Annotated in this window: 19 protein-coding genes and 1 riboswitch; of the genes, 13 read left to right on the forward strand and 6 right to left on the reverse strand. The window is 69.4% G+C overall.

All coding sequences use genetic code 11. The features are described 5' to 3' along the window. The first annotated feature begins 34 nt into the window (after positions 1-34). From OG905_RS34075 to OG905_RS34110, 8 genes are all read left to right on the forward strand, one after another. Positions 35-964, forward strand: coding sequence for a DUF881 domain-containing protein (locus OG905_RS34075; RefSeq protein WP_328680339.1), 930 nt, complete (start codon positions 35-37; stop codon positions 962-964). Next, complete coding sequence (locus tag OG905_RS34080; RefSeq protein ID WP_003970459.1) at positions 961-1293, forward strand: small basic family protein; 333 nt, start codon at positions 961-963, stop codon at positions 1291-1293. Before OG905_RS34075 ends, OG905_RS34080 begins: the two co-directional genes overlap by 4 nt. A gap of 5 nt (positions 1294-1298) precedes the next feature. Continuing rightward, positions 1299-2234, forward strand: coding sequence for a DUF881 domain-containing protein (locus tag OG905_RS34085; RefSeq protein WP_443044024.1), 936 nt, complete (start codon positions 1299-1301; stop codon positions 2232-2234). Between the two features lie 148 nt (positions 2235-2382). Beyond that, positions 2383-3264 (forward strand): FHA domain-containing protein, encoded by an 882-nt coding sequence (locus OG905_RS34090; RefSeq protein WP_328682751.1) that lies wholly within the window; start codon positions 2383-2385, stop codon positions 3262-3264. Between the two features lie 42 nt (positions 3265-3306). After that, positions 3307-4050 carry a transcriptional regulator FtsR gene (ftsR, locus tag OG905_RS34095; protein ID WP_328680400.1) on the forward strand — a complete coding sequence of 248 codons (744 nt, stop codon included), beginning with the start codon at positions 3307-3309 and terminating at the stop codon, positions 4048-4050. A 53-nt stretch (positions 4051-4103) separates the two neighbouring features. Further along, positions 4104-4577 (forward strand): bifunctional nuclease family protein, encoded by a 474-nt coding sequence (locus tag OG905_RS34100; protein ID WP_006123076.1) that lies wholly within the window; start codon positions 4104-4106, stop codon positions 4575-4577. Positions 4578-4735: 158 nt separating this feature from the next. After that, positions 4736-5329, forward strand: coding sequence for a MerR family transcriptional regulator (locus OG905_RS34105; RefSeq protein WP_328680402.1), 594 nt, complete (start codon positions 4736-4738; stop codon positions 5327-5329). A gap of 67 nt (positions 5330-5396) precedes the next feature. Continuing rightward, a complete protein-coding gene (locus tag OG905_RS34110) occupies positions 5397-6887 on the forward strand; it encodes a DNA polymerase IV (protein WP_328680404.1) in 1491 nt (496 codons plus the stop codon). Here the strand turns inward: OG905_RS34110 and OG905_RS34115 are convergent. After that, entirely contained in the window at positions 6800-7180 is a 381-nt protein-coding gene (locus OG905_RS34115; protein WP_328680406.1) for a PRC-barrel domain-containing protein, read from the reverse strand. The two genes, OG905_RS34110 and OG905_RS34115, sit on opposite strands and share 88 nt — an antisense overlap. Positions 7181-7294: 114 nt before the next feature. After that, positions 7295-7391, forward strand: a riboswitch (glycine riboswitch). A 178-nt stretch (positions 7392-7569) separates the two neighbouring features. On the opposite strand from OG905_RS34115, the gene gcvP reads away from it, so the two are divergent. After that, entirely contained in the window at positions 7570-10455 is a 2886-nt protein-coding gene (gcvP, locus tag OG905_RS34120) for an aminomethyl-transferring glycine dehydrogenase (protein ID WP_328680408.1), read from the forward strand. Positions 10456-10577: 122 nt separating this feature from the next. On the opposite strand, the gene OG905_RS34125 is transcribed toward gcvP, so the two are convergent. Together OG905_RS34125 and OG905_RS34130 are read right to left on the reverse strand one after the other, a co-directional pair. Further along, on the reverse strand, positions 10578-10769 hold the full coding sequence (locus OG905_RS34125; RefSeq protein ID WP_323136137.1) for a DUF5999 family protein: 192 nt from the start codon (positions 10767-10769) through the stop codon (positions 10578-10580). Positions 10770-11100: 331 nt separating this feature from the next. Continuing rightward, entirely contained in the window at positions 11101-11688 is a 588-nt protein-coding gene (locus OG905_RS34130; protein WP_328680409.1) for a hypothetical protein, read from the reverse strand. 483 nt (positions 11689-12171) lie between these two features. On the opposite strand from OG905_RS34130, the gene OG905_RS34135 reads away from it, so the two are divergent. Next, positions 12172-13686: a glutamate-cysteine ligase family protein gene (locus OG905_RS34135; RefSeq protein WP_328680410.1), complete on the forward strand. Its 1515-nt coding sequence runs from the start codon at positions 12172-12174 to the stop codon at positions 13684-13686. Between the two features lie 93 nt (positions 13687-13779). On the opposite strand, the gene OG905_RS34140 is transcribed toward OG905_RS34135, so the two are convergent. Further along, positions 13780-15585: a substrate-binding domain-containing protein gene (locus OG905_RS34140; protein WP_328680413.1), complete on the reverse strand. Its 1806-nt coding sequence runs from the start codon at positions 15583-15585 to the stop codon at positions 13780-13782. Between the two features lie 161 nt (positions 15586-15746). Between OG905_RS34140 and OG905_RS34145 the strand changes: the two genes are divergently transcribed. Beyond that, positions 15747-16547, forward strand: a complete 801-nt coding sequence (locus OG905_RS34145; RefSeq protein ID WP_266488490.1) for a CPBP family intramembrane glutamic endopeptidase — start codon at positions 15747-15749, stop codon at positions 16545-16547. Between the two features lie 63 nt (positions 16548-16610). Here the strand turns inward: OG905_RS34145 and OG905_RS34150 are convergent, their stop codons facing one another. Continuing rightward, positions 16611-17432 carry a PhzF family phenazine biosynthesis protein gene (locus tag OG905_RS34150; protein ID WP_328680418.1) on the reverse strand — a complete coding sequence of 274 codons (822 nt, stop codon included), beginning with the start codon at positions 17430-17432 and terminating at the stop codon, positions 16611-16613. A 138-nt stretch (positions 17433-17570) separates the two neighbouring features. Between OG905_RS34150 and OG905_RS34155 the strand changes: the two genes are divergently transcribed. Continuing rightward, the gene (locus OG905_RS34155; RefSeq protein ID WP_328680420.1) at positions 17571-18179 is read left to right on the forward strand and encodes a PadR family transcriptional regulator; all 609 of its coding nucleotides are present in this window, start codon (positions 17571-17573) and stop codon (positions 18177-18179) included. A gap of 82 nt (positions 18180-18261) precedes the next feature. Here the strand turns inward: OG905_RS34155 and OG905_RS34160 are convergent, their stop codons facing one another. Further along, positions 18262-18690 carry a type II toxin-antitoxin system Rv0910 family toxin gene (locus OG905_RS34160; RefSeq protein WP_266488483.1) on the reverse strand — a complete coding sequence of 143 codons (429 nt, stop codon included), beginning with the start codon at positions 18688-18690 and terminating at the stop codon, positions 18262-18264. A 241-nt stretch (positions 18691-18931) separates the two neighbouring features. Here OG905_RS34160 and OG905_RS34165 point away from each other — a divergent pair, with 241 nt between their 5' ends. Then, on the forward strand, positions 18932-19456 hold the full coding sequence (locus OG905_RS34165; RefSeq protein ID WP_328682753.1) for a Clp protease N-terminal domain-containing protein: 525 nt from the start codon (positions 18932-18934) through the stop codon (positions 19454-19456). Positions 19457-19520: the final 64 nt, after the last annotated feature.

Consider the following 19520-nt stretch of genomic DNA (forward strand, 5'->3'; position numbering starts at 1 on the left):
GCGGTAACACCTGCGACGTGCGACGATGTGCGGCATGTCGCAGCAGCCCCCCGTTCGGAGCACCGGCTCTCCACCCGCACGTCCCGATGCGTCCATGTCGCTGCTGACGAACGTCATGGAGCACAGCCTCGACGACGGATACGCGGAGGCGTCGGCCCGCAAGGAGGCCGAGGGCGGAGGTCTTCCCCGTACGCTGCGTGCCAAGCTCGGACTCGCGGCCGGCCTCGTGCTGGCCGCGCTCGTCGTGACCGTCGGAGCGGCCGAGGCGCGGATATCTGCACCGGTGGTGGCAAAAGAGCGCGAGGAGCTCATCGACCGGATCGACGCGGAGACCGCGGACGCCGACGCGCTGGAGCGGAGTGTCGACACGCTCCGCGACGAGGTGGGGAACCGGCAGCGCAAGGCCCTCAAGACGCAGGGCGGGGAACAGGCAGAACTTGTCGCACTGCTCTCCGGCGCCACAGAGGTGGAGGGGCCGGGGGTGAAGCTCGTCGTCGACGACGCGAAGGACACCGATCAGGGTGGCGGCGGGCCGCGGGAGAGCAGCGGCTTCAACGACACGGGCCGGGTGCGCGACCGCGACATGCAGCGGATCGTGAACGGGCTCTGGGAGTCGGGCGCTGAGGCCGTCGCGATCAACGGGCAGCGGCTGACCGCCCTGTCGGCGATCCGCGCGGCGGGCGACGCCATACTGGTCGACAACAAGCCGCTGGTGCCGCCGTACACGGTGCTCGCGGTCGGGGACGGGAAGAAGTTGAGCACCGCGTTCCAGGACAGTGCCGACGGGCAGTATCTGCACGCGTTGCAGGAGAACTTCGGTATCCGCACCAGCATCTCCACCGAGGAGAAGCTGCGCCTGCCGGCGGCGCCGAGCTTGATCGTACGTACAGCAGAGCCGAAGACCCCCGACGCCGGGAAGGGCAACGGGCAGGGCACGGCTGACACAGGGAAGGGCACATCGTGATCGCCGTACTGGGCCTCGTCGTCGGAGTCGTGGTCGGACTGTTGGTCCGGCCCGAAGTGCCGGCGGTGGTCGAGCCCTATCTGCCGATCGCCGTCGTCGCGGCTCTCGACGCGGTCTTCGGTGGCCTGCGGGCCATGCTCGACGGAATCTTCGTCGACAAGGTCTTCGTCGTCTCCTTCCTGTCGAACGTGGTGGTGGCAGCGCTGATCGTGTTCCTGGGCGACAAGTTGGGCGTGGGCGCCCAGCTGTCGACGGGTGTGGTCGTCGTGCTCGGTATCCGGATCTTCTCCAACGCTGCCGCGATCCGCCGGCACGTGTTCCGGGCGTGAGGCCGATGAACAGCGAAGAGAATCCGCAGGGCGAAGAGCACCCCAAGGGCGATGAGCCGGAGTCGGTGACGCCGTCGGCCGCCAACACCGGTTCCGGGAACGCTGAGCCGGAGCAGACCCAGCCGGAACAGCCCGAGCCGGAACAGCCCCGCCCGGAGCAGCCTGAGGCTCAGAAGCCTGAGGCTCAGAAGTCCGAGGCCGAGAAGCCCGAGCCCGCGCAACAGACCGGTCGGCAGCGGCTCGTCGCGGTGCTGTGGCCCCCGCGGGTCAGCCGCGCTCAACTCATCGTCGCCCTCCTGCTGTTCGTCCTCGGTCTGGGCCTCGCCATCCAGGTCCGCTCCAACAGCGACAACAGCGCGCTGCGCGGCGCCCGCCAGGAGGACCTGGTGCGCATCCTCGACGAGCTCGACAACCGCACGCAGCGGCTCGAGGACGAGAAGCAGCGTCTGGAGGACCAGCGCACCGAGCTGGAGAACAGCTCGGACCAGGCCGAAGAGGCTCGAAAGCAGACCCTGCAGAAGGAGCAGCAGCTCGGCATCCTGGCCGGTACGGTCGCCGCGCAGGGCCCCGGCATCACGCTCACCGTCGAGGACCCGTCCGGCACGGTGGAGTCGGACATGCTGCTCGACGCGATCCAGGAACTGCGCGCGGCGGGCGCCGAAGCGATCCAGGTCAACGGCGTCCGGGTCGTCGCGGACACCTACTTCACGGGAACCGGTGCCGACATCGAGGTGGACGGCAAACCGGTCAAGGCCCCGTACCGATTCAAGGTCATCGGCAAGCCGCAGGATCTGGAGCCCGCCCTGAACATCCCGGGCGGCGTGGTCCAGACACTGGAGAAGGAGCAGGCCACCGCCACGGTGGCGCGCTCGCAGAAGATCGTCGTGGACGCCTTGCGACCCGCGAAGCGGCCTGACTACGCTCGGTCGTCGGCGCAGTGAGGCGGGGGTGCATGGGGTCCGGCGGACCAGGGCATGAGCTTGCGGGGGGTCGGCACATCACACGCGTGCCGCGTGGTGGAAACTGTCTGGTGGTCACGGACGTTGTGATGATGTCCGGGTCGGCAGGTCTGATCATTGAGGGTTCGTCCTGCCCCACGGGCGGGTCTATTTCGGTCAAGGGGAATCGCCCGTGAAGTTGTTTGGGAAGTTGTTCGGCAAGAGCGCACGCGAGGACGGTGGCAACGCCCGGCATCGCGCGCCGCGCCATGGCCAGAGTGAGGAGCAGGGCGCTGAGCGGCCGCTCTTCCGGGATGAGGTCGCTGGTCCGGGCGGTGACATTTCGGGCGGTCAGGGCGCGTCGTCTGTTGACCCTGCCGGTTCCGGCCGCATAGGTTTCGGGGAACCATCAACCTCAAGTACGGGTGGAGGGTTTGCTCCGGACCCGTATTCAACCAATCCCCACGCGGGGCAGCCGCGGCAGGAGGATCCGTCCATGTCGGCCTTGGTTTGTACGAGGTGCGGGCACCGCAATGCCGAGGCCAGCCGGTTTTGCTCCAACTGCGGTGCGCCGCTGCGTGGCGGGGCGCCCGCCGAGCGTGCTTCGGAGACGACCTCGACGATCTCCATCTCCGGCCTTGAGGCGTACGACTCGGAGGTGACGGGGCAGACACAGATTCCGTCTCTGTCTCCCGAGGCCCAGGCCGCCGTCGACGCGCTGCCGCTCGGCTCGGCGCTCCTGGTGGTGCGCCGCGGTCCGAACTCCGGAAGCCGCTTCTTGCTGGACGGCGAGCTGACCACGGCCGGCCGTCACCCGCAGAGCGACATCTTCCTCGACGACGTGACCGTCTCGCGGCGTCACGTGGAGTTCCGCCGGGGACCGGACGGCCGCTTCAGCGTCGCGGACGTCGGCAGCCTCAACGGCACGTACGTCAACCGCGAGCGGATCGACTCCGCCGTCCTGTCGAACGGTGACGAGGTCCAGATCGGCAAGTACCGGCTGGTCTTCTACGCGAGCCAGCGGGGCGTGTAACCCTCCCCCAGACTCCGTCCGGGGGGACCCCCAGGAAGGTACATGCTGCGAACACCGACGGGCGGTGCCGGGCACGGCACCGCCACCGCGGGCGAGAGGCTGATGAGCATCGGTACGGTGCTCAGTCGGCTGCGCGACGAGTTTCCCGAAGTGACCATCTCCAAGATCCGTTTTTTGGAGTCCGAAGGGCTGGTCGAGCCGCGGCGGACACCGTCCGGGTACCGCAAGTTCACTTCCGAGGACGTGGAGCGGCTGGCGCAGGTGCTGCGGATGCAGCGGGATCACTATCTTCCGCTGAAGGTCATCCGTGAGCATCTCGACGCCCTGGGCCGCGGTGAGCAGCTTCAGCTGCCCTCGCAGGGCCCGCAGCGGGAGCTGCTCGACGGCCCGTGGGAAGCCGGCGCCGACCGGCCGACTGCCGCACGGGTGGGCCGTTCCGAGCTCCTCGCGGCCGCTGATGTGAGCGAGGCGGACCTGGCCGAGTGGGAGTCGTACGGCCTGCTGGCGCAGGACGAGGACGGCGCTTACGACGCCGAGTCGGTGACAGTGGCCAAGCTGGTCGCGGACCTGGGGAGATTCGGGCTGGAGCCGCGGCATCTGCGGGCGATGAAAGCCGCCGCGGACCGTGAGGCGAGCCTGGTCGAGCAGGTCGTTGCACCCTTGCGGCGGCACCGTAATCCGCAGACCAGGGCGCACGCCGAGGCGACCACGAAAGAGCTCGCTGCCCTGTCCGTGCGGCTGCATGCGGCCCTGGTACAGACGGCTCTCGGGGTCCGGCTGCACTGATCATGGGAGAGCCCGACTACCCAAACCGGTCGGGCACGTCCTAGGGTTGCTGTGTGAACGAGCTCGACGTTGTGGGTGTCCGGGTCGAAATGCCCTCGAACCAACCGATCGTGCTCCTGCGTGAAGTGGGAGGCGACCGGTACCTCCCCATCTGGATCGGTCCCGGGGAGGCCACCGCCATTGCCTTTGCCCAGCAGGGCATGGCTCCGGCGAGGCCGCTGACGCATGACCTCTTCAAGGATGTGCTGGAGGCGGTGGGCCAGGAGCTCACCGAGGTGCGCATCACTGACCTGCGCGAAGGGGTCTTCTACGCGGAGCTGGTCTTCGCCAGTGGCGTCGAGGTGAGCGCCAGGCCGTCCGACGCCATAGCGCTGGCCCTGCGTACGGGTACGCCGATCTACGGCAGCGACGGGGTCCTCGACGACGCGGGAATTGCCATCCCGGACGAGCAGGAGGACGAGGTGGAGAAGTTCCGCGAGTTCCTCGATCAGATCTCGCCCGAGGACTTCGGCACCAACAGCCAGTGACCGTCCGAACGGTCGGCGTCAGCGCATTCGAGTAGCCTTTCCCCGAATACGGGCACGAGAAACCACTCTCAGGGTGATTATCACTCGGCGTGGCGATCGTTGACGCACCCCTGGTGACTGCCTACCGTCGAGTCGGCAGGTCAAGGACGGAGGTCGGCGTGAGAAGCAGCGGCGACGGTACGGCTGGGGGCGTCCCCGGACGGAGTCTGGGGGAGGGCGGGCTGCATCCGCTTCACGAAAGTGCGGCCGAGGCCAGGGAGACGATCGGTTACCGCGGTCCGACCGCGTGTGCGGCGGCGGGTATCACCTACCGCCAGCTCGACTACTGGGCGCGCACGGGGCTGGTCGAGCCCAGCGTGCGGTCGGCGTACGGATCGGGCACGCAGCGGCTCTACAGCTTCCGCGATGTGGTTGTACTCAAGATCGTCAAGCGTTTCCTGGACACCGGCGTAGCGCTGCAGAACATCCGCACCGCGGTACAGCATCTGCGGGCGCGCGGCGTCTCGGACCTGGAGCGCATGACGCTGATGAGCGACGGTGCCACCGTCTACGAATGCTCGTCGCCGGACGAGGTCGTGGATCTGCTCCAGGGCGGCCAGGGGATCTTCGGGATCGCCGTCGGCGTGGTCTGGCGTGATGTCGAGGCGGCGCTGTCGCAGCTCCACGGCGAGCGGATCGACACGGGCGAGACGCTGGTCGGCAACAACCCCGCGGACGAGCTGGCCAGACGCAGACGCGACCGGGCCGTCTGAGCCGGCGCGGCGTACGGACCACGCTCTGCCGGGGCCATTGTCAGTGGCGTAGGGCAGCATCGGAGTTGTGAGATCCGCGCCGACGATTCTGCATCTGGATATGGATGCCTTCTTCGCCGCCGCCGAGCAGGCGGCGAAGCCGAGTCTGCGCGGAAAGCCCGTCGTGGTCGGCGGGCTCGGGCCGCGCGGGGTCGTCGCCACCGCCTCGTACGAGGCACGGCGCTTCGGGGTCCACTCCGCGATGCCGATGGCGCAGGCGAGACGGCTGGCGCCCAACGCCGCGTATCTCGTGCCGCGCTTCTCGCTCTACCGCACGGTCAGCGAGCAGGTGATGGAGCTGCTGGGCAGGCTCTCGCCGCTGGTGGAGCCGCTGAGCCTGGACGAGGCGTTCGTGGACCTGGAGGCGGGCGGGGTCGCTGACGACTCCACGTCCGCCAGGGAGAGGGGGGAGCGGCTGCGTGGGGAGATCCGCGCGGTCACGGGTCTCACCGGGTCCGTCGGGCTCGCCGGATCCAAGATGCTGGCCAAAATCGCCTCCGAGCAGGCGAAACCCGACGGTCTGTTGCTCATAGAGCCGGGTACGGAACGTGAGCTGCTGGGACCGATGTCCGTGCGGACGCTGCCCGGGGTTGGACCTGCGACGGGGGAGCATCTGCGCCGGGCTGGTATGACGACCGTCGCCGAGCTCGCTGAGGCGGGCGAGGACGAGCTCGTACGGCTCCTGGGCAGGGCGCACGGCACCTCGCTGTTCCGGATGGCCATGGGGTACGACGACCGGCCTGTGGTGGCCGAGCGGGACACGAAGTCGGTATCGGTCGAGGACACCTTCGATGTGGATCTGCACGACCGGGTGCGGGTTCGGATCGAGGTGGAGCGGCTCGCCGACCGGTGTGTGCAGAGGCTGCGGGCCTCAGGGCACTCCGGGCGGACCATCGTGCTGAAGGTGCGGCGATACGACTTCTCGACGCTCACGCGCTCCGAGACGCTGCGCGGGCCGACCGACGATCCCTCGGTGGTGCGGGAGGCCGCCGGGCGGCTCCTGGAGGCCGTGGACACCACGGGCGGGGTACGGCTGCTCGGCGTGGGCGTCACCGGGCTCACCGACTACACCCAGGAAGACCTCTTCGCCCAGGCTGCTGCCGAGGAACAGGCTGCCGCGGACGATCATGCCGGATCGGCGCACGAGGGGTCAGCGGAGGCGGAGGGCGACGGCGACGAGTCGGATGGGGCGGGCGTCGCGGAGCCCGTGGCGCATGCGGAGCGGCGCTGGGCGGCCGGGCACGACGTACGGCATGCCCAGTACGGGGCGGGCTGGGTGCAGGGCAGCGGCGTCGGACGGGTCACCGTGCGGTTCGAGGAGCCGGGGTCGCCGCCGGGACGCGTCCGTACCTTCCGTGTCGACGACCCCGATCTCGAGCCCTCCGACCCCCTGCCGCTGGTGCCGCTGCCCGAGAAGGAGCAGGGCGCGGGTCAGTCCTCCTGGCCCGCGACGCGGCCGAAGGAGGTGTCCGCCGACGGCGTGGGCGTCTCAGGGGCCTCGGACAGATCGAGGCCGTAGTGGTGGTAGAGCTGCAGTTCCTGCTCCGGGGAGAGATGACGGCCGACACCGAAGTCCGGCGCGTCCTTGATCAGCGAGCGTTCGTACGGGACGTGCAGGGTGTCGTCGACCACCTTGCTGGGCTCCAGCGGGACGAAAGCGTCCCTGCCGAAGAGGCCGGTGCGCACAGCAGCCCACTCGGGCACGCCGGTCGCATCGTCGAGATATACCTCGTCCACAGTCCCGATCTTGGTGCCGTTGCGGTCGAACGCCTTGCGGCCGATCAGGCTGCGCGGATCGATGTCGGTCTGCACGGTCCCTCCAATAGGTCGCAACTGCTGTTTAAATACTACAAAAGTGCACATCGTGACTGTCGGCCACTTGAGCGATCGGAGCGAGACCGCGCTGGTACGCTGGCAGACGGCTGCTGACCCCGTGCGGGAGAGTCCACCGGTGACACACCGGCGGCGCCGAAGGAGCAAATCCTCCCCGGAATCTCTCAGGCCCCTGTACCGCACGGACGAGGTCACTCTGGAAAGCAGGGCGGGCGTCGGACGGCGTCCGCTCTCACCGACGGTGAAAGCCGGCGCGCCTGCGTGCGCGCCGGTGAAGCTCTCAGGTTGAGATGACAGAGGGGGAGGCCGTCCGGGCATCCGCGCCGCGATGCCCCTCGCCGGTCGTGTCAGACCAGGAGGCCTCCTAAATGACCGCCAACCGCATTCCGCTCTCCCAGCTGGAGCAGGGCATCCCCTTCGAACAGCGCCACATCGGGCCCGACGCCGAGGCCCAGGCCAAGATGCTGGCGCAGGTGGGGTACGGCTCGCTGGACGAGCTGACCGCCGCCGCGGTGCCCGATGTGATCAAGAGCGCGGAGGCGCTGAATCTCCCGGGCGCGCGCACCGAGGCCGATGTCCTCGCCGAGCTGCGCACGCTGGCCGACCGCAATCAGGTGCTGGCGCCGATGATCGGCCTCGGCTACTACGGCACCTTCACGCCGCCGGTCATCCTGCGCAATGTCATGGAGAACCCTGCCTGGTACACGGCGTACACGCCCTACCAGCCGGAGATCTCCCAGGGCCGCCTCGAGGCGCTGCTCAACTTCCAGACGATGGTCGCCGATCTGACCGGCCTGCCCACGTCGGGCGCGTCGCTGCTCGACGAGGCCACCGCCGCGGCCGAGGCCATGTCGCTCGCCCGCCGCGTGGGCAAGGTCAAGAACGGCGTCTTCCTGGTCGACGCCGACGCCCTGCCGCAGACCCTCGCGGTGATCGAGACCCGCGCAGAGCCGACCGGTGTCGAGGTCGTCACCGCCGACCTGAGCGAGGGCATCCCTGCCGAGATCGCCGAGCGCGGCGTCTTCGGCGTACTGCTCCAGTACCCGGGCGCCTCCGGTGCCGTCCGTGACCTCAAGCCCGTCATCGAGCAGGCGCACGAGCTCGGCGCGATCGTCACCGTCGCCGCCGATCTGCTGGCGCTGACCGTGCTCACCTCGCCCGGCGAGCTTGGCGCCGACATCGCGGTCGGCACGACGCAGCGGTTCGGCGTGCCGATGGGCTTCGGCGGACCGCACGCCGGCTACATGGCCGTCCGCGAGAAGTTCGCGCGCAGCCTGCCCGGCCGGCTCGTCGGCGTCTCCGTCGACGCGGACGGGAACAAGGCCTATCGCCTCGCGCTGCAGACCCGTGAGCAGCACATCCGCCGCGAGAAGGCCACCAGCAACATCTGCACCGCCCAGGTGCTGCTCGCCGTCATGGCCGGGATGTACGCGGTCTACCACGGCCCCCAGGGACTGCGGTCGATCGCGCAGCGCACCCACCGCTTCGCGACGCTGCTCGCCGAGGGCCTGCGGGCCGGTGGCGTCGAGGTCGTGCACGGCTCGTACTTCGACACGCTCACCGCGCGGGTGCCCGGCAAGGCCGCCGACGTGCTCGCCGCCGCACGCGAGGGCGGTGTCAACCTCCACCTCGTCGACGCCGACACCGTCTCCATCTCCTGCGACGAGACCACGGGACGCACGGAGCTGAACGTGGTCTGGGCCGCCTTCGGCATCGAGGGCGACATCGAGGCGCTGGACGCGGCGACCGAGGACGCTCTGCCGCAGTCGCTGCTGCGGACGGACGACTACCTCACGCACCCGGTCTTCCACCAGCACCGTTCCGAGACGGCGATGCTGCGCTACCTGCGCAAGCTCGCGGACCGGGACTACGCGCTGGACCGCGGCATGATCCCGCTCGGCTCCTGCACCATGAAGCTGAACGCGACCACGGAGATGGAGCCGGTCACCTGGCCGGAGTTCGGGCAGATCCACCCCTTCGCCCCCGTCGAGCAGGTCGCCGGATACCTCACGCTCATCCATGAGCTGGAGGAGCGCCTCGCCGAGGTCACCGGGTACGACGCGGTCTCCATCCAGCCCAACGCCGGTTCGCAGGGCGAGCTCGCGGGCCTGCTGGCCGTGCGCGCGTACCACCGCGCCAACGGCGACGAGCAGCGCACCATCTGCCTGATCCCCTCCTCCGCGCACGGCACCAACGCCGCCAGCGCGGTGATGGCGGGCATGAAGGTCGTCGTGGTGAAGACCGCCGACGACGGCGAGGTGCACATCGAGGACCTGCGCGCCAAGATCGAGCAGTACCGCGACGAGCTCTCGGTCCTGATGATCACCTACCCGTCCACGCACGGCGTGTTCGAGGAGCACGTGGCCGACATCTGCGCCCAGGTCCACGAGGCCGGCGGCCAGGTGTACGTCGACGGCGCGAACCTCAACGCGCTGGTGGGTCTCGCCAAGCCGGGCAAGTTCGGCGGCGACGTCTCGCACCTCAACCTGCACAAGACCTTCTGCATCCCGCACGGCGGCGGCGGTCCGGGCGTGGGTCCGGTGGGTGTGCGCGCGCACCTCGCACCGTACCTCCCCAACCATCCGCTCCAGCCGACCGCGGGACCCGAGACGGGTGTGGGTCCGATCTCGGCCGCTCCCTGGGGCTCGGCGGGCATCCTGCCCATCTCCTGGGCGTACGTACGGCTCATGGGCGGCGAGGGCCTCAAGCGCGCGACGCAGGTCGCCGTGCTCGCGGCCAACTACATCGCCAAGCGCCTGGAGCCGCACTACCCGGTGCTCTACACGGGCCCGGCGGGCCTCGTCGCCCACGAGTGCATCGTGGACCTGCGGCCGCTGTCGAAGTCGACCGGTGTCAGTGTCGACGACATCGCCAAGCGGCTGATCGACTACGGCTTCCACGCGCCGACGATGTCCTTCCCGGTGGCCGGCACGCTGATGATCGAGCCCACCGAGAGTGAGGACCTGACCGAGATCGACCGCTTCTGCGACACCATGATCGCGATCCGGGGCGAGATCGAGAAGGTCGCCTCGGGCGAGTGGCCCGCGCAGGACAACCCGCTCAGCAACGCCCCGCACACCGCGGCCGCGCTCGGCGGAGAGTGGGAGCACGCCTACAGCCGTGAGGAGGCGGTCTTCCCGGCCGGGGTGAGCGCCGCGGACAAGTACTGGCCGCCGGTGCGCCGGATCGACGGTGCGTTCGGCGACCGTAACCTCGTCTGCTCCTGCCCGCCGATGGACGAGTACGAGAACTGACGGACGGCGACCGGCAGACGGGGCCAGACAGGCGGCGCGCATGCGTCAGGGCCGGTGCGGAGGTCAGTCTCCGTGCCGGCCCCTCGTCGTAACGGACGACTTTCGTCGCCGTACGGACGGCTCTAGGCGGCCGTCATCACCTGCCGGTGCGGCGCGATGATCTGCCCGTCCGGCAGCAGCTCGCCGGTGTCCTCGAAGAGCAGGATGCCGTTGCACAGCAGGCTCCAGCCCTGCTCCGGGTGGTGCGCCACGAGACGCGCGGCTTCCCGGTCGGCTGAGTCGGATGTCGGGCAGGCTGGCTGGTGCTGGCACATGGCTGGGTTCTTTCGCTGCGTTGTGTCGAATGTGACTGTCCTGCGGCTCGATGAGGAGTTCATGGCCGCCCCCCGTATCTCTCGGTCCGATCCCAGTGTTGCCCCACGGGCGTCAATCCGCAGGGATTTCGCGGCAGCTCTTCTTACTGGTTAATGACGTGTCACCCGGGCGGACGGTTCAGCTCAACTGCATTGTCCTTTCGGGTGGTTCGGGGGGGCCGGTATGGGCTAGTCCACCCGGGGCAGAAATGCGCCCCGCGACCGGACGGTCACGGGGCGCGAAGTGGGTGTGAGCAGGGGCCGCCTGGGGGCGCTCCTCAGACCGCGGCGGTCATGCGGGGGAGCCGAGCAGCGGGGCCGGAGTGAGGCGCAGGGTCATGACCGGGAGCAGATCGGAGACCTGGTGCGGCCGGTGCGCGGTGATGCCCGGAGGCGCCGGAGCCAGCGGTACCAGTACGTCGGTGGGGCGGGGTGTGCCGGTCCCGGCGTCGGCGTCGGTGTCGCCGTGCAGCCAGAGGGTCAGCATGTAGAGCTCGGGGATGGAGAGCAGCCGCGGCTGGAAGTGGGTCCTCATCGACTCGGCCTGCCGCAGCGCCCGTTCGGTGGAGCTCAGATAGGGGCCTTCGAAGAAATGCGAGAAGGTCCAGCCGTCTGGGGTGAGCATCGTCTCCGCCGCGGCCACAGCGCGTTCGCCGCTGCGGATGAGGAAGCGCCAGCCCGTGAGGCGGGTGTAGGGGGCACTGCTGCTCGGGACGATCTGATCCAGCACATGGACGGGAAGCGGCAGTTCGGGGCTCAAAGATCCCTGGACGGACCTCAGAGCGGGTGTGCGGGCCTCGCGGACGGCGGTCGGGGAACCGAGAGCCGCGAGGACGCTGCGGAGGGCAGGCGCGGGGGCCGGGGGGACATGCAGCGGCATGGTGGGTCGCCTCTCACTTCGGAGACACGTTTGTGCAGGGGCAGGTGCGGACGGCACTGTCAGCGTGGCGGGGTCAGAGGGGGCCGGAAACCCCACCGGGCGCCAACTCTCTGCCTCGTTCGCGAAGTTTATACGACACGTGTTCTCGCCATGTTTCTGCTAGCGCTCCTGCGTATTTCCGGCAAGGCGGAATCAGGTCTATTTGTTGCGAAGTATCTGCCGATTCCTTGAGCGAGCAGGTTCACGGCCTGGGGCTTTACTGTCGGCACGGTAGGCTGAAACCTGTCGGTGTTTTTCACCAGGCATCGGGCAGCGGAAACTGCGAACTGCATCATGCCGAGGGAATGTGCCGCTCGGCCACTTCGCACACCCTACTGGCAGCGGACCGTCCATGGGGCGTTATGGATCAGTCAGTGTGGGCATTATCGACCGTGACGTGATCGGCTGGTGCTGCGTGGTGCCCACTCGAGGAGGGACGCTTCGATGGGGGAGAAGGTCGTGGCAGGCGGGTTCCACCTGTCCGATCGGCAAAGGTACCGGAGGAAGTTGCAGCAGTGCCTCGCGGGACTGGGGAGGCTGCTGGCCGAGAAGAGGTTCGACCGGCCCAAGAATCTCATGGGTCTTGAGATCGAGCTCAATCTCGCGGGTTCCGACGGGCTGCCACGGATGATGAATGCGGAAGTGCTCGAGCGTATCGCAAGCCAGGATTTCCAGACCGAGCTCGGAATGTTCAACCTGGAAGTAAATATTGTTCCGCACAGGCTGAGCGGGCGGGTTCTCGACCAGCTGGCAGAGGAGTTGCGCACCGGCCTCGGATACGCCCACCGAAAGGCCGTAGAACTTGGCTCGGGGATCGTCATGATCGGAATTCTTCCGACGCTCGCCCAGGACGACCTGGTTTCCGCGAACCTCTCGGACGTCGACCGGTACACGCTCCTCAACGACCAGATCGTCGCGGCCCGCGGCGAGGAATTCGCGCTCGACATCGAAGGCGTGGAGCGGCTGACCTGCACCTCGGCGTCCATAGCGCCCGAAGCCGCCTGTACGTCCGTGCAGCTGCACCTCCAGGTGACGCCCGCGAGATTCGCGGATGTGTGGAACGCCGCGCAGGCGGTGGCCGCCGTCCAGGTCGCCGTCGGCGCCAACTCCCCCTTCCTGTTCGGCAGGGAACTGTGGCGCGAGTCGCGGCCGCCCCTTTTCCAGCAGGCCACCGACACCCGACCGCCCGAACTGCAGGCGCAGGGGGTCAGGCCGCGGACCTGGTTCGGCGAGCGCTGGGTGAGCTCGGCGTACGACCTCTTCGAGGAGAACCTGCGCTACTTTCCCGCCCTGCTGCCGATCTGCGACGAGGAGGAGGACCCGCTGCGGGTGCTCGAAGAAGGCGGGGTCCCCAGGCTCCAGGAGCTCGTGCTGCACAACGGAACCGTCTACCGCTGGAACCGCCCGGTGTACGCGGTCGTCGACGGCGTACCCCATCTGCGGGTCGAGAACCGCGTGCTCCCGGCCGGGCCCACGGTCACCGACGTGATCGCCAATGTCGCCTTCTACTACGGGCTGGTGCGCGCGCTCGCCGAAGAGGCCAGGCCGGTGTGGAGCAAACTGCCCTTCTCCGCCGCGGCCGAGAATTTCGACACCGCGTGCCGCCACGGCATCGACGCGGAACTCCGGTGGCCGCGCCCGGGCCGGGCGGGCGGCATCACCACGGTGCCGGCCGTCAAGCTCGTACGGGACGAACTGCTGCCGCTCGCCGCAGCGGGACTCGACGCGTGGAACGTCGAGCCCGCCGACCGCGACTTCTATCTCGGCGTCATCGAGGAGCGGTGCAAGAGGCGCGTGAACGGGGCCACCTGGCAGGCAGACACCTATCACCGCGCGCTGGAGGCCGGTCTCGGACGGGAGGCCGCACTCGCGGCCACCACCCGTCGCTACTGCGAGTTGATGCACCTGGGCGAGCCGGTGCACACCTGGCCGGTCGGCTTCCCCGGATCCCGCTCCTGAGCGGGTCCCCATCCTGAGCGGGTCCCCATCCTGCGCGGGCGCCTCACTCCTGGGCGGTCCACCTCCCCCGGCGAGCCGACTCCTGGGCGGGACTCACTCCTGAGCCGCGGTCCGCCCCGTCTGCCCGACCGCCATGATCGCCTTCAGGATCACGCCCTGGATCTCCGCGGGATCGCTCACCTGGTATCCGGCGCCGCCCGTCGCCTTGGCGATCTCGTCGACCTCCGCCTGATCGGCGTCGGGGCCGACCGCGATCGCGATCAGGGGCACCGGACGATCGGGGTCGGTGAGCTCTTTCAGCCGGGAGATCAGCTCGCTGCGGGAGATGCTGAACCGGTCCTGGTTGGAGCCGTCCGTGAGCAGGACGAGGGCGTTGAACTTGCCCTTCGCATAGGTCGCCCGGGCTTCCTTGTAGGCGGCGAGCGTCGTGTCGTACAGACCGGTCGCGCCGTCCGGGACGGGAGCGAGCGCCTTGAACGCCTTGGAGAGCCGGGCCCGCTGGGTGCCCTCGCCCTTGACGGGGGCACCCAGCCGGGCCGTCGGCACGAGCTTGCGGTAGTCGTTCGGTCCGTCGAGGCCGGTCGCGAACTCCCACAGCCCGATCTCGTCCTGCGGTGTGAACTGGCGTAGTGCCTGCAGCAGGGACGCCTTGGTGACATCGAGCCGGCTCTCCGGTTCACGGCCCGGCACAGGCTGCTGCATGGATCCCGAGACATCGACAACCGTGGTGAGACGGGCGCTCTGCACGGTGATGGTCCATGTGCCCAGCGTCTCCTGCAGGGCGTCCGTCGGCAGCGGCTGGGCCGTGACCGCCGACGGGGCGTAGGGCTGGGGCGCACGGCCGCCGGCGGTGCTTACGACCGATTCCTCGGCCTCGCCGTCGGCAGCGCGGAAGCCGTGCGCCGTCAGGGTCCGCCGGGCCTCCGTCTCACCCAGCAGCCCCATGAAGCGCGTGGCGGCCCGGCCCTCGTCGGTGCTCAGCCGGCTCTCGTCGACCAGGTTGTACGGATAGTCGAGCTGGGGCGCGCCGTCCTTGGGATAGAAGAGGTCGAGGTCGCGTGCGCTGTCGCGGGTGGCTGAGTTGTACGCGAAGGCGGCCTGCTCGGAGAGATACACGGCCTGGTTGCTCAGGGGGTCGCCGCCACCCTTGCCGGATTTACCGGGCGCCAGGGTGCCCACCACCTTGGCGTCCGCGTCCGAGACACGCTGCGACAGGAGTTTGGCGGTGGCGGCGACCTCGGTGTCGGCATCCGGGCCGCCCGCCTTCCCCACGGACTGGGCGACGCTGGTGAGCGCCAGCAGCCCGGTCGCGCTGCGGTCCGGGTCGGCGGAGCCGAGACGCACCCTGTCCGTCGCTGTGGCGGCCTGCGTCAGCTGCGCCCAGGTGTACGTCTTCCTGGGCCAGCCGAGGGCGGAGCCCGCCGAGTGGACCGTGGCCAGGGCGACGGGGGAGACGGCGACATTGCCGGCCGGTGTGAGCGGGACTCTCTCCGTGAGCGCCTTGGCGCGCTCGGCCCAGACACTGGAGTCGGGCAGCCACACCTCGTAGCCGGGTTCGGCCCTGCCCGCGGCGAGTTCCTGCGCGACCTGGTAGTTCTCGCGCGCCGTGACGCGTACGTCCATGCACTGGCCGTCGGATCTGATCCGCTTCTCCCGGGCGCGGTCGGCGACCTCGCGCACGGCGGGCGCGATGTCGGGCGAGGCGACGACGTCCAGGCGTACCGCGGGGTCCTCGCACGACGTGGCGAAGGACAGCAGACCGCTCTGTGCTGCGATGCCCGTCCCCGCCGCCACGGCGAGAACGAGCATCGTGGCGATCGCGATCGTGCGCCTGCGTACGCGTGGACGGGACCTGCCTCCGTCCCTCGCCTCGCCGTCGGGCAAGCTGTGACGTCCCATGCGGTGGTGCCCCTCCTTGAACGATGAGCAAGGAAAAGGGGACCGCGTCATCGCGATGACGCTCGTCCCCCGGCCTGTCGCGCGCGATCTTCGCACCTGTATTCGAGACCCTAGCGGGGCGAGGATGGGGATGAGGCGGGATTACACAACTGGAGGCAGGTGTGCAGGCGGAGGCGGGACGCGTGGCTGATTCTCTTCCTCAAGAGGGCATGTCGCGAAGGATCTTGCGGTCCGAGACACTGCTCGTGCTGGCGCTCTCACTGGGTGCGAGCGCGGTGTCGGCGCTGATCAGCTTTGTCGGATCGCTGACGAAACCGGGCAGCCTGAAGCAGCAGGCGGCGACGCTGAACGGGTCGTTCGCCCCCGGACGGCCGTGGCTCGATCTCGCCTGGCAGCTCTTCGACATCGCGACGGCCCTGGTGCCTGTTCTGCTCGTCGCGCATTTCCTGTTCCGGGAGGGCGCCGGGCTGCGGTCGATCGGCTTCGACCGGAGCAGGCCATGGAGCGATCTCGGGCGCGGCGCACTCGTCGCGGCGGGGATCGGGGGCGCCGGGCTGGCCTTCTATCTGGCGACGCGCGCCCTCGGGTTCAACCTCACGGTGGTGCCCGAGTCGCTGCCGGACGTCTGGTGGAAGTACCCGGTACTGATTCTCTCGGCGATCCAGAATTCCGTACTGGAGGAAGTGATCGTCGTCGGATATCTGCTCCGCAGGCTGGGGCAGTTGGGCTGGAGCCCGATGGCCGCGCTGGTGGCGAGCTCGGTGCTGCGCGGCTCGTACCACCTCTACCAGGGCGTCGGCGGGTTCGTCGGCAACATGGTGATGGGCGTGCTGTTCGTGCTGCTCTACCGGCGGTGGGGGCGGGTCGGGCCGCTGGTGGCGGCGCATGCGCTGCTCGACATCGTGGCCTTCGTCGGATACGGGCTGCTGGCGGGCAAGGTGGGGTGGCTGCCCACGCCGTGAGCGGGGTGCATGGATGGGGCGTACGGCAGATCCGTACGCCCCATCGGTATGTGCGCTCGCGGATCAGGGGGCGGAGAGCAGCTCGCCGTCGATGACGGTGACAGCGTGGCCGGTCAGCCGGGTGCGCTCGCCGCGCACGGAGGTGCGGACCAGGCCGGTACGCGCGGAGGCCTGCAGCCCGGTCAGCTCGGTGCGCCCCAGCCGGGCCGACCAGAACGGCGCGAGTGCCGTGTGGGCGCTGCCGGTCACCGGGTCCTCGTCGATACCGACCCGCGGGAAGAAGCAGCGCGAGGCGAAGTGATAGCCGTTCTCCGGGTCCGCGGCGGCCGCCGTGGCGATGATGCCGCGCTCCGAGTGGTCGACCAGGGCGCGGATGTCCGGGGCCAGTGAGCGTACGGCCTGCTCGTCGGCCAGCTCGACGAGCAGATCACCGATGTGCGGGCCCGTGTCGTGCGCGGAGAGCACGTCGGCGCCGAGCGCCTCGGCGACTCCGTCCGGGATCTTGAGCTGCGTGAGCCTCGCGGTGGGGAAGTCGAGCGTGATCGTGCCGCTCGGGTCGGCGGTGGCGGACAGGATGCCGCAGCGTGCCGCGAAGCGCACCCTGCCCGTGGCCGCGCCGGTGGTGTGCAGCACATGGGCCGTCGCCAGCGTGGCGTGGCCGCACATGTCGACCTCGGTGGCCGGCGTGAACCAGCGCAGCGCCCAGTCGGCCTCGCCGCCTGCTGGGAGCCGGTGAGCGAAGGCGGTCTCGGCGTGGTTCACCTCCCTGGCCACGTGCCGAAGCCAGGAGTCCTCGGGGAACCGGTCGGAGTCCAGCAGGAGGACTCCGGCGGGGTTGCCGGTGAAGGGACGGTCGGTGAAGGCGTCGACGATTCGAATCCGCATCCCGCGACCGTAGAGGTGCCACGAAGCCGCAGGCCAAGGCCAATTCGAGGTTGCTGGACCGATTGGGTGTTGCCAGCCGACACATTCCGATATATCGTTGACGCATCGCGACAGATCAACGATGGAAGGAGCGTAGCGATGCGTTCACATGGACAGGGACATGAACACGGTCAGGGACATGGGCACTGCGGACCCGGCCATCAGGGTCGGGGTGACTTCGAGGGGCGGCGCGCGGCGTTCGGCTCGTTCGGGCCGCCGTTCGGTGGACCTTTCGGGGGCGGACGCGGTCGTGGCGGCGGTCGGGGAAGGGCGCGGCGCGGAGATGTGCGTGCCTCGATCCTGGCGCTGCTCAAGGACCGGCCGATGCACGGTTACGAGATGATCCAGGAGATCGGCGAGCGCAGCGGAGGGGCCTGGCGGCCCAGCCCCGGCTCGGTCTACCCGACGCTCCAGTTGCTCGAGGACGAAGGCCTGATCACCAACGAGACCGCGGGCGGCAAGAAGCTGTTCACGCTCACCGACGCCGGGCGCACCGAGGCCGAGTCGGGGCCGGAGGCCCCGTGGGAAGAGGCCGGGCGCGGGGTCGACTGGGACACGGTCAACGAGATCCGTCAGGCCGGTTTCGGTCTGATGGAGGCCTTCGGTCAGGTCTGGAAGACCGGCAGCACCGAGCAGCGGCAGAAGGCCGTCGCCGTCATCAATGAAGCCCGTAAGAAGCTCTATCTGATCCTTGCCGACGAGCACTGACTCACGGCGCGAGAAGGGCCCCGTGCGCGAGCGCGGGGCTCTTCCCGTGTGCCCTGTGGTTCTCTCCTGTGTCCTGCGGGCGTCAGGTGACCAGTCCCCCCAGCTTGCGCAGCGACTCGTTGAGTGCGGCGGTCGCCGAGTCCTTGAGCTTGCCTGCCATCAGCGACACGGCAGCGCCGGTGAACTCCCCGTCGATGCGCACCTGCGTGGCGTTCCCGTCCGGCGTGAGCGTGTAGCGGTTGCCGACGCTGACGCCCATCGGTCCCTTGCCCTTGATTCCCAGCACCCGGCCGGCCTCGAACTCGTCCACGGTCCAGGCGACTTCGGCCGGGAATCCCATGAGCTTCATGTTCTCGTCGTAGGTGGCGCCCAGCTCCAGCGTCTGCGGCCCGCCCTTGGGGAAGCTGGTGTGGGTGGCGTTCCACTGGCCGTAGCTGGTGAAGTCGGTCAGCTGGGCCCAGACCTTCTCGGCCGGCGCCTCGATCCGGGCTTCGGCACTGACTTCGGCCATACGACCACCCCTCCATGTCGGGTTACGGTGTCGCGGAACGTAGCCGGACCTGCCCGAACATTCAATACTGATGAACAGTCAGATCTGGATCGGGCAAGGCGGCGCGCACCCCTGGGGGAGAAGTGTCTCGATCTCATCCGTAAGGAGGAGAAACCGGTCGTGCGTGCCCAACCTCCGTGGGATGTGCAAATGGGCCCCGGCGAGGACGCCCGGGCCTTCGGGAGCTGATGGGGTGGGAGATGTGCAAAGCCCTACCCCGCGGGTGCCTCGGCAGCCCGCCGTCATCCGTACGGGCATCGATTCCCGGCTCACCGCGGAGCTGGTTCCGGTGGTGGCCGGTGCGCGCCGCAGGGCCCTGCGCGACGGCGACCGTCAGATCGACACGGCGCATCTGCTGCACTCGCTGATCGAGTCGGACCCCGAGGTGCGGACGGCACTTGGCGGCGGGCCGCAGGCCGCGCGCGTCCTCGGCTATCTCGTACAGCGCAGCATCGGGTACGGCCTGCGCTGGCAGGGCTCGGTGGAGGACTCGGGCACCCTTGCCGTCGTACGCGAGACGGACGGCGAACTGTCGGGGTGGTCGCCCGCGGCCGGCGCCGCGATGGAGGGCGCGCTGGAGCGGGCACAACTGCGGGGTGAGGCGCGGGCCGCGGGCATCGATCTGCTCGCCAGTCTCGCCGCGGATCCGGGGTGCCGGGCCGTGGAGGTGCTGCGGCGGGCCGGGGCGGACGCGGCGGTTCTGAGCGGGCGGACAGCGGCTGGCTGACCGCCCGACGCGCGCTCCGGGCCGCGGCGTCTCGACATGTGTCACGGGGGTGACGGTCCTGTCG

It is taken from the genome of Streptomyces sp. NBC_00322, assembly GCF_036147535.1.
Classification (GTDB): Bacteria; Actinomycetota; Actinomycetes; order Streptomycetales; family Streptomycetaceae; genus Streptomyces.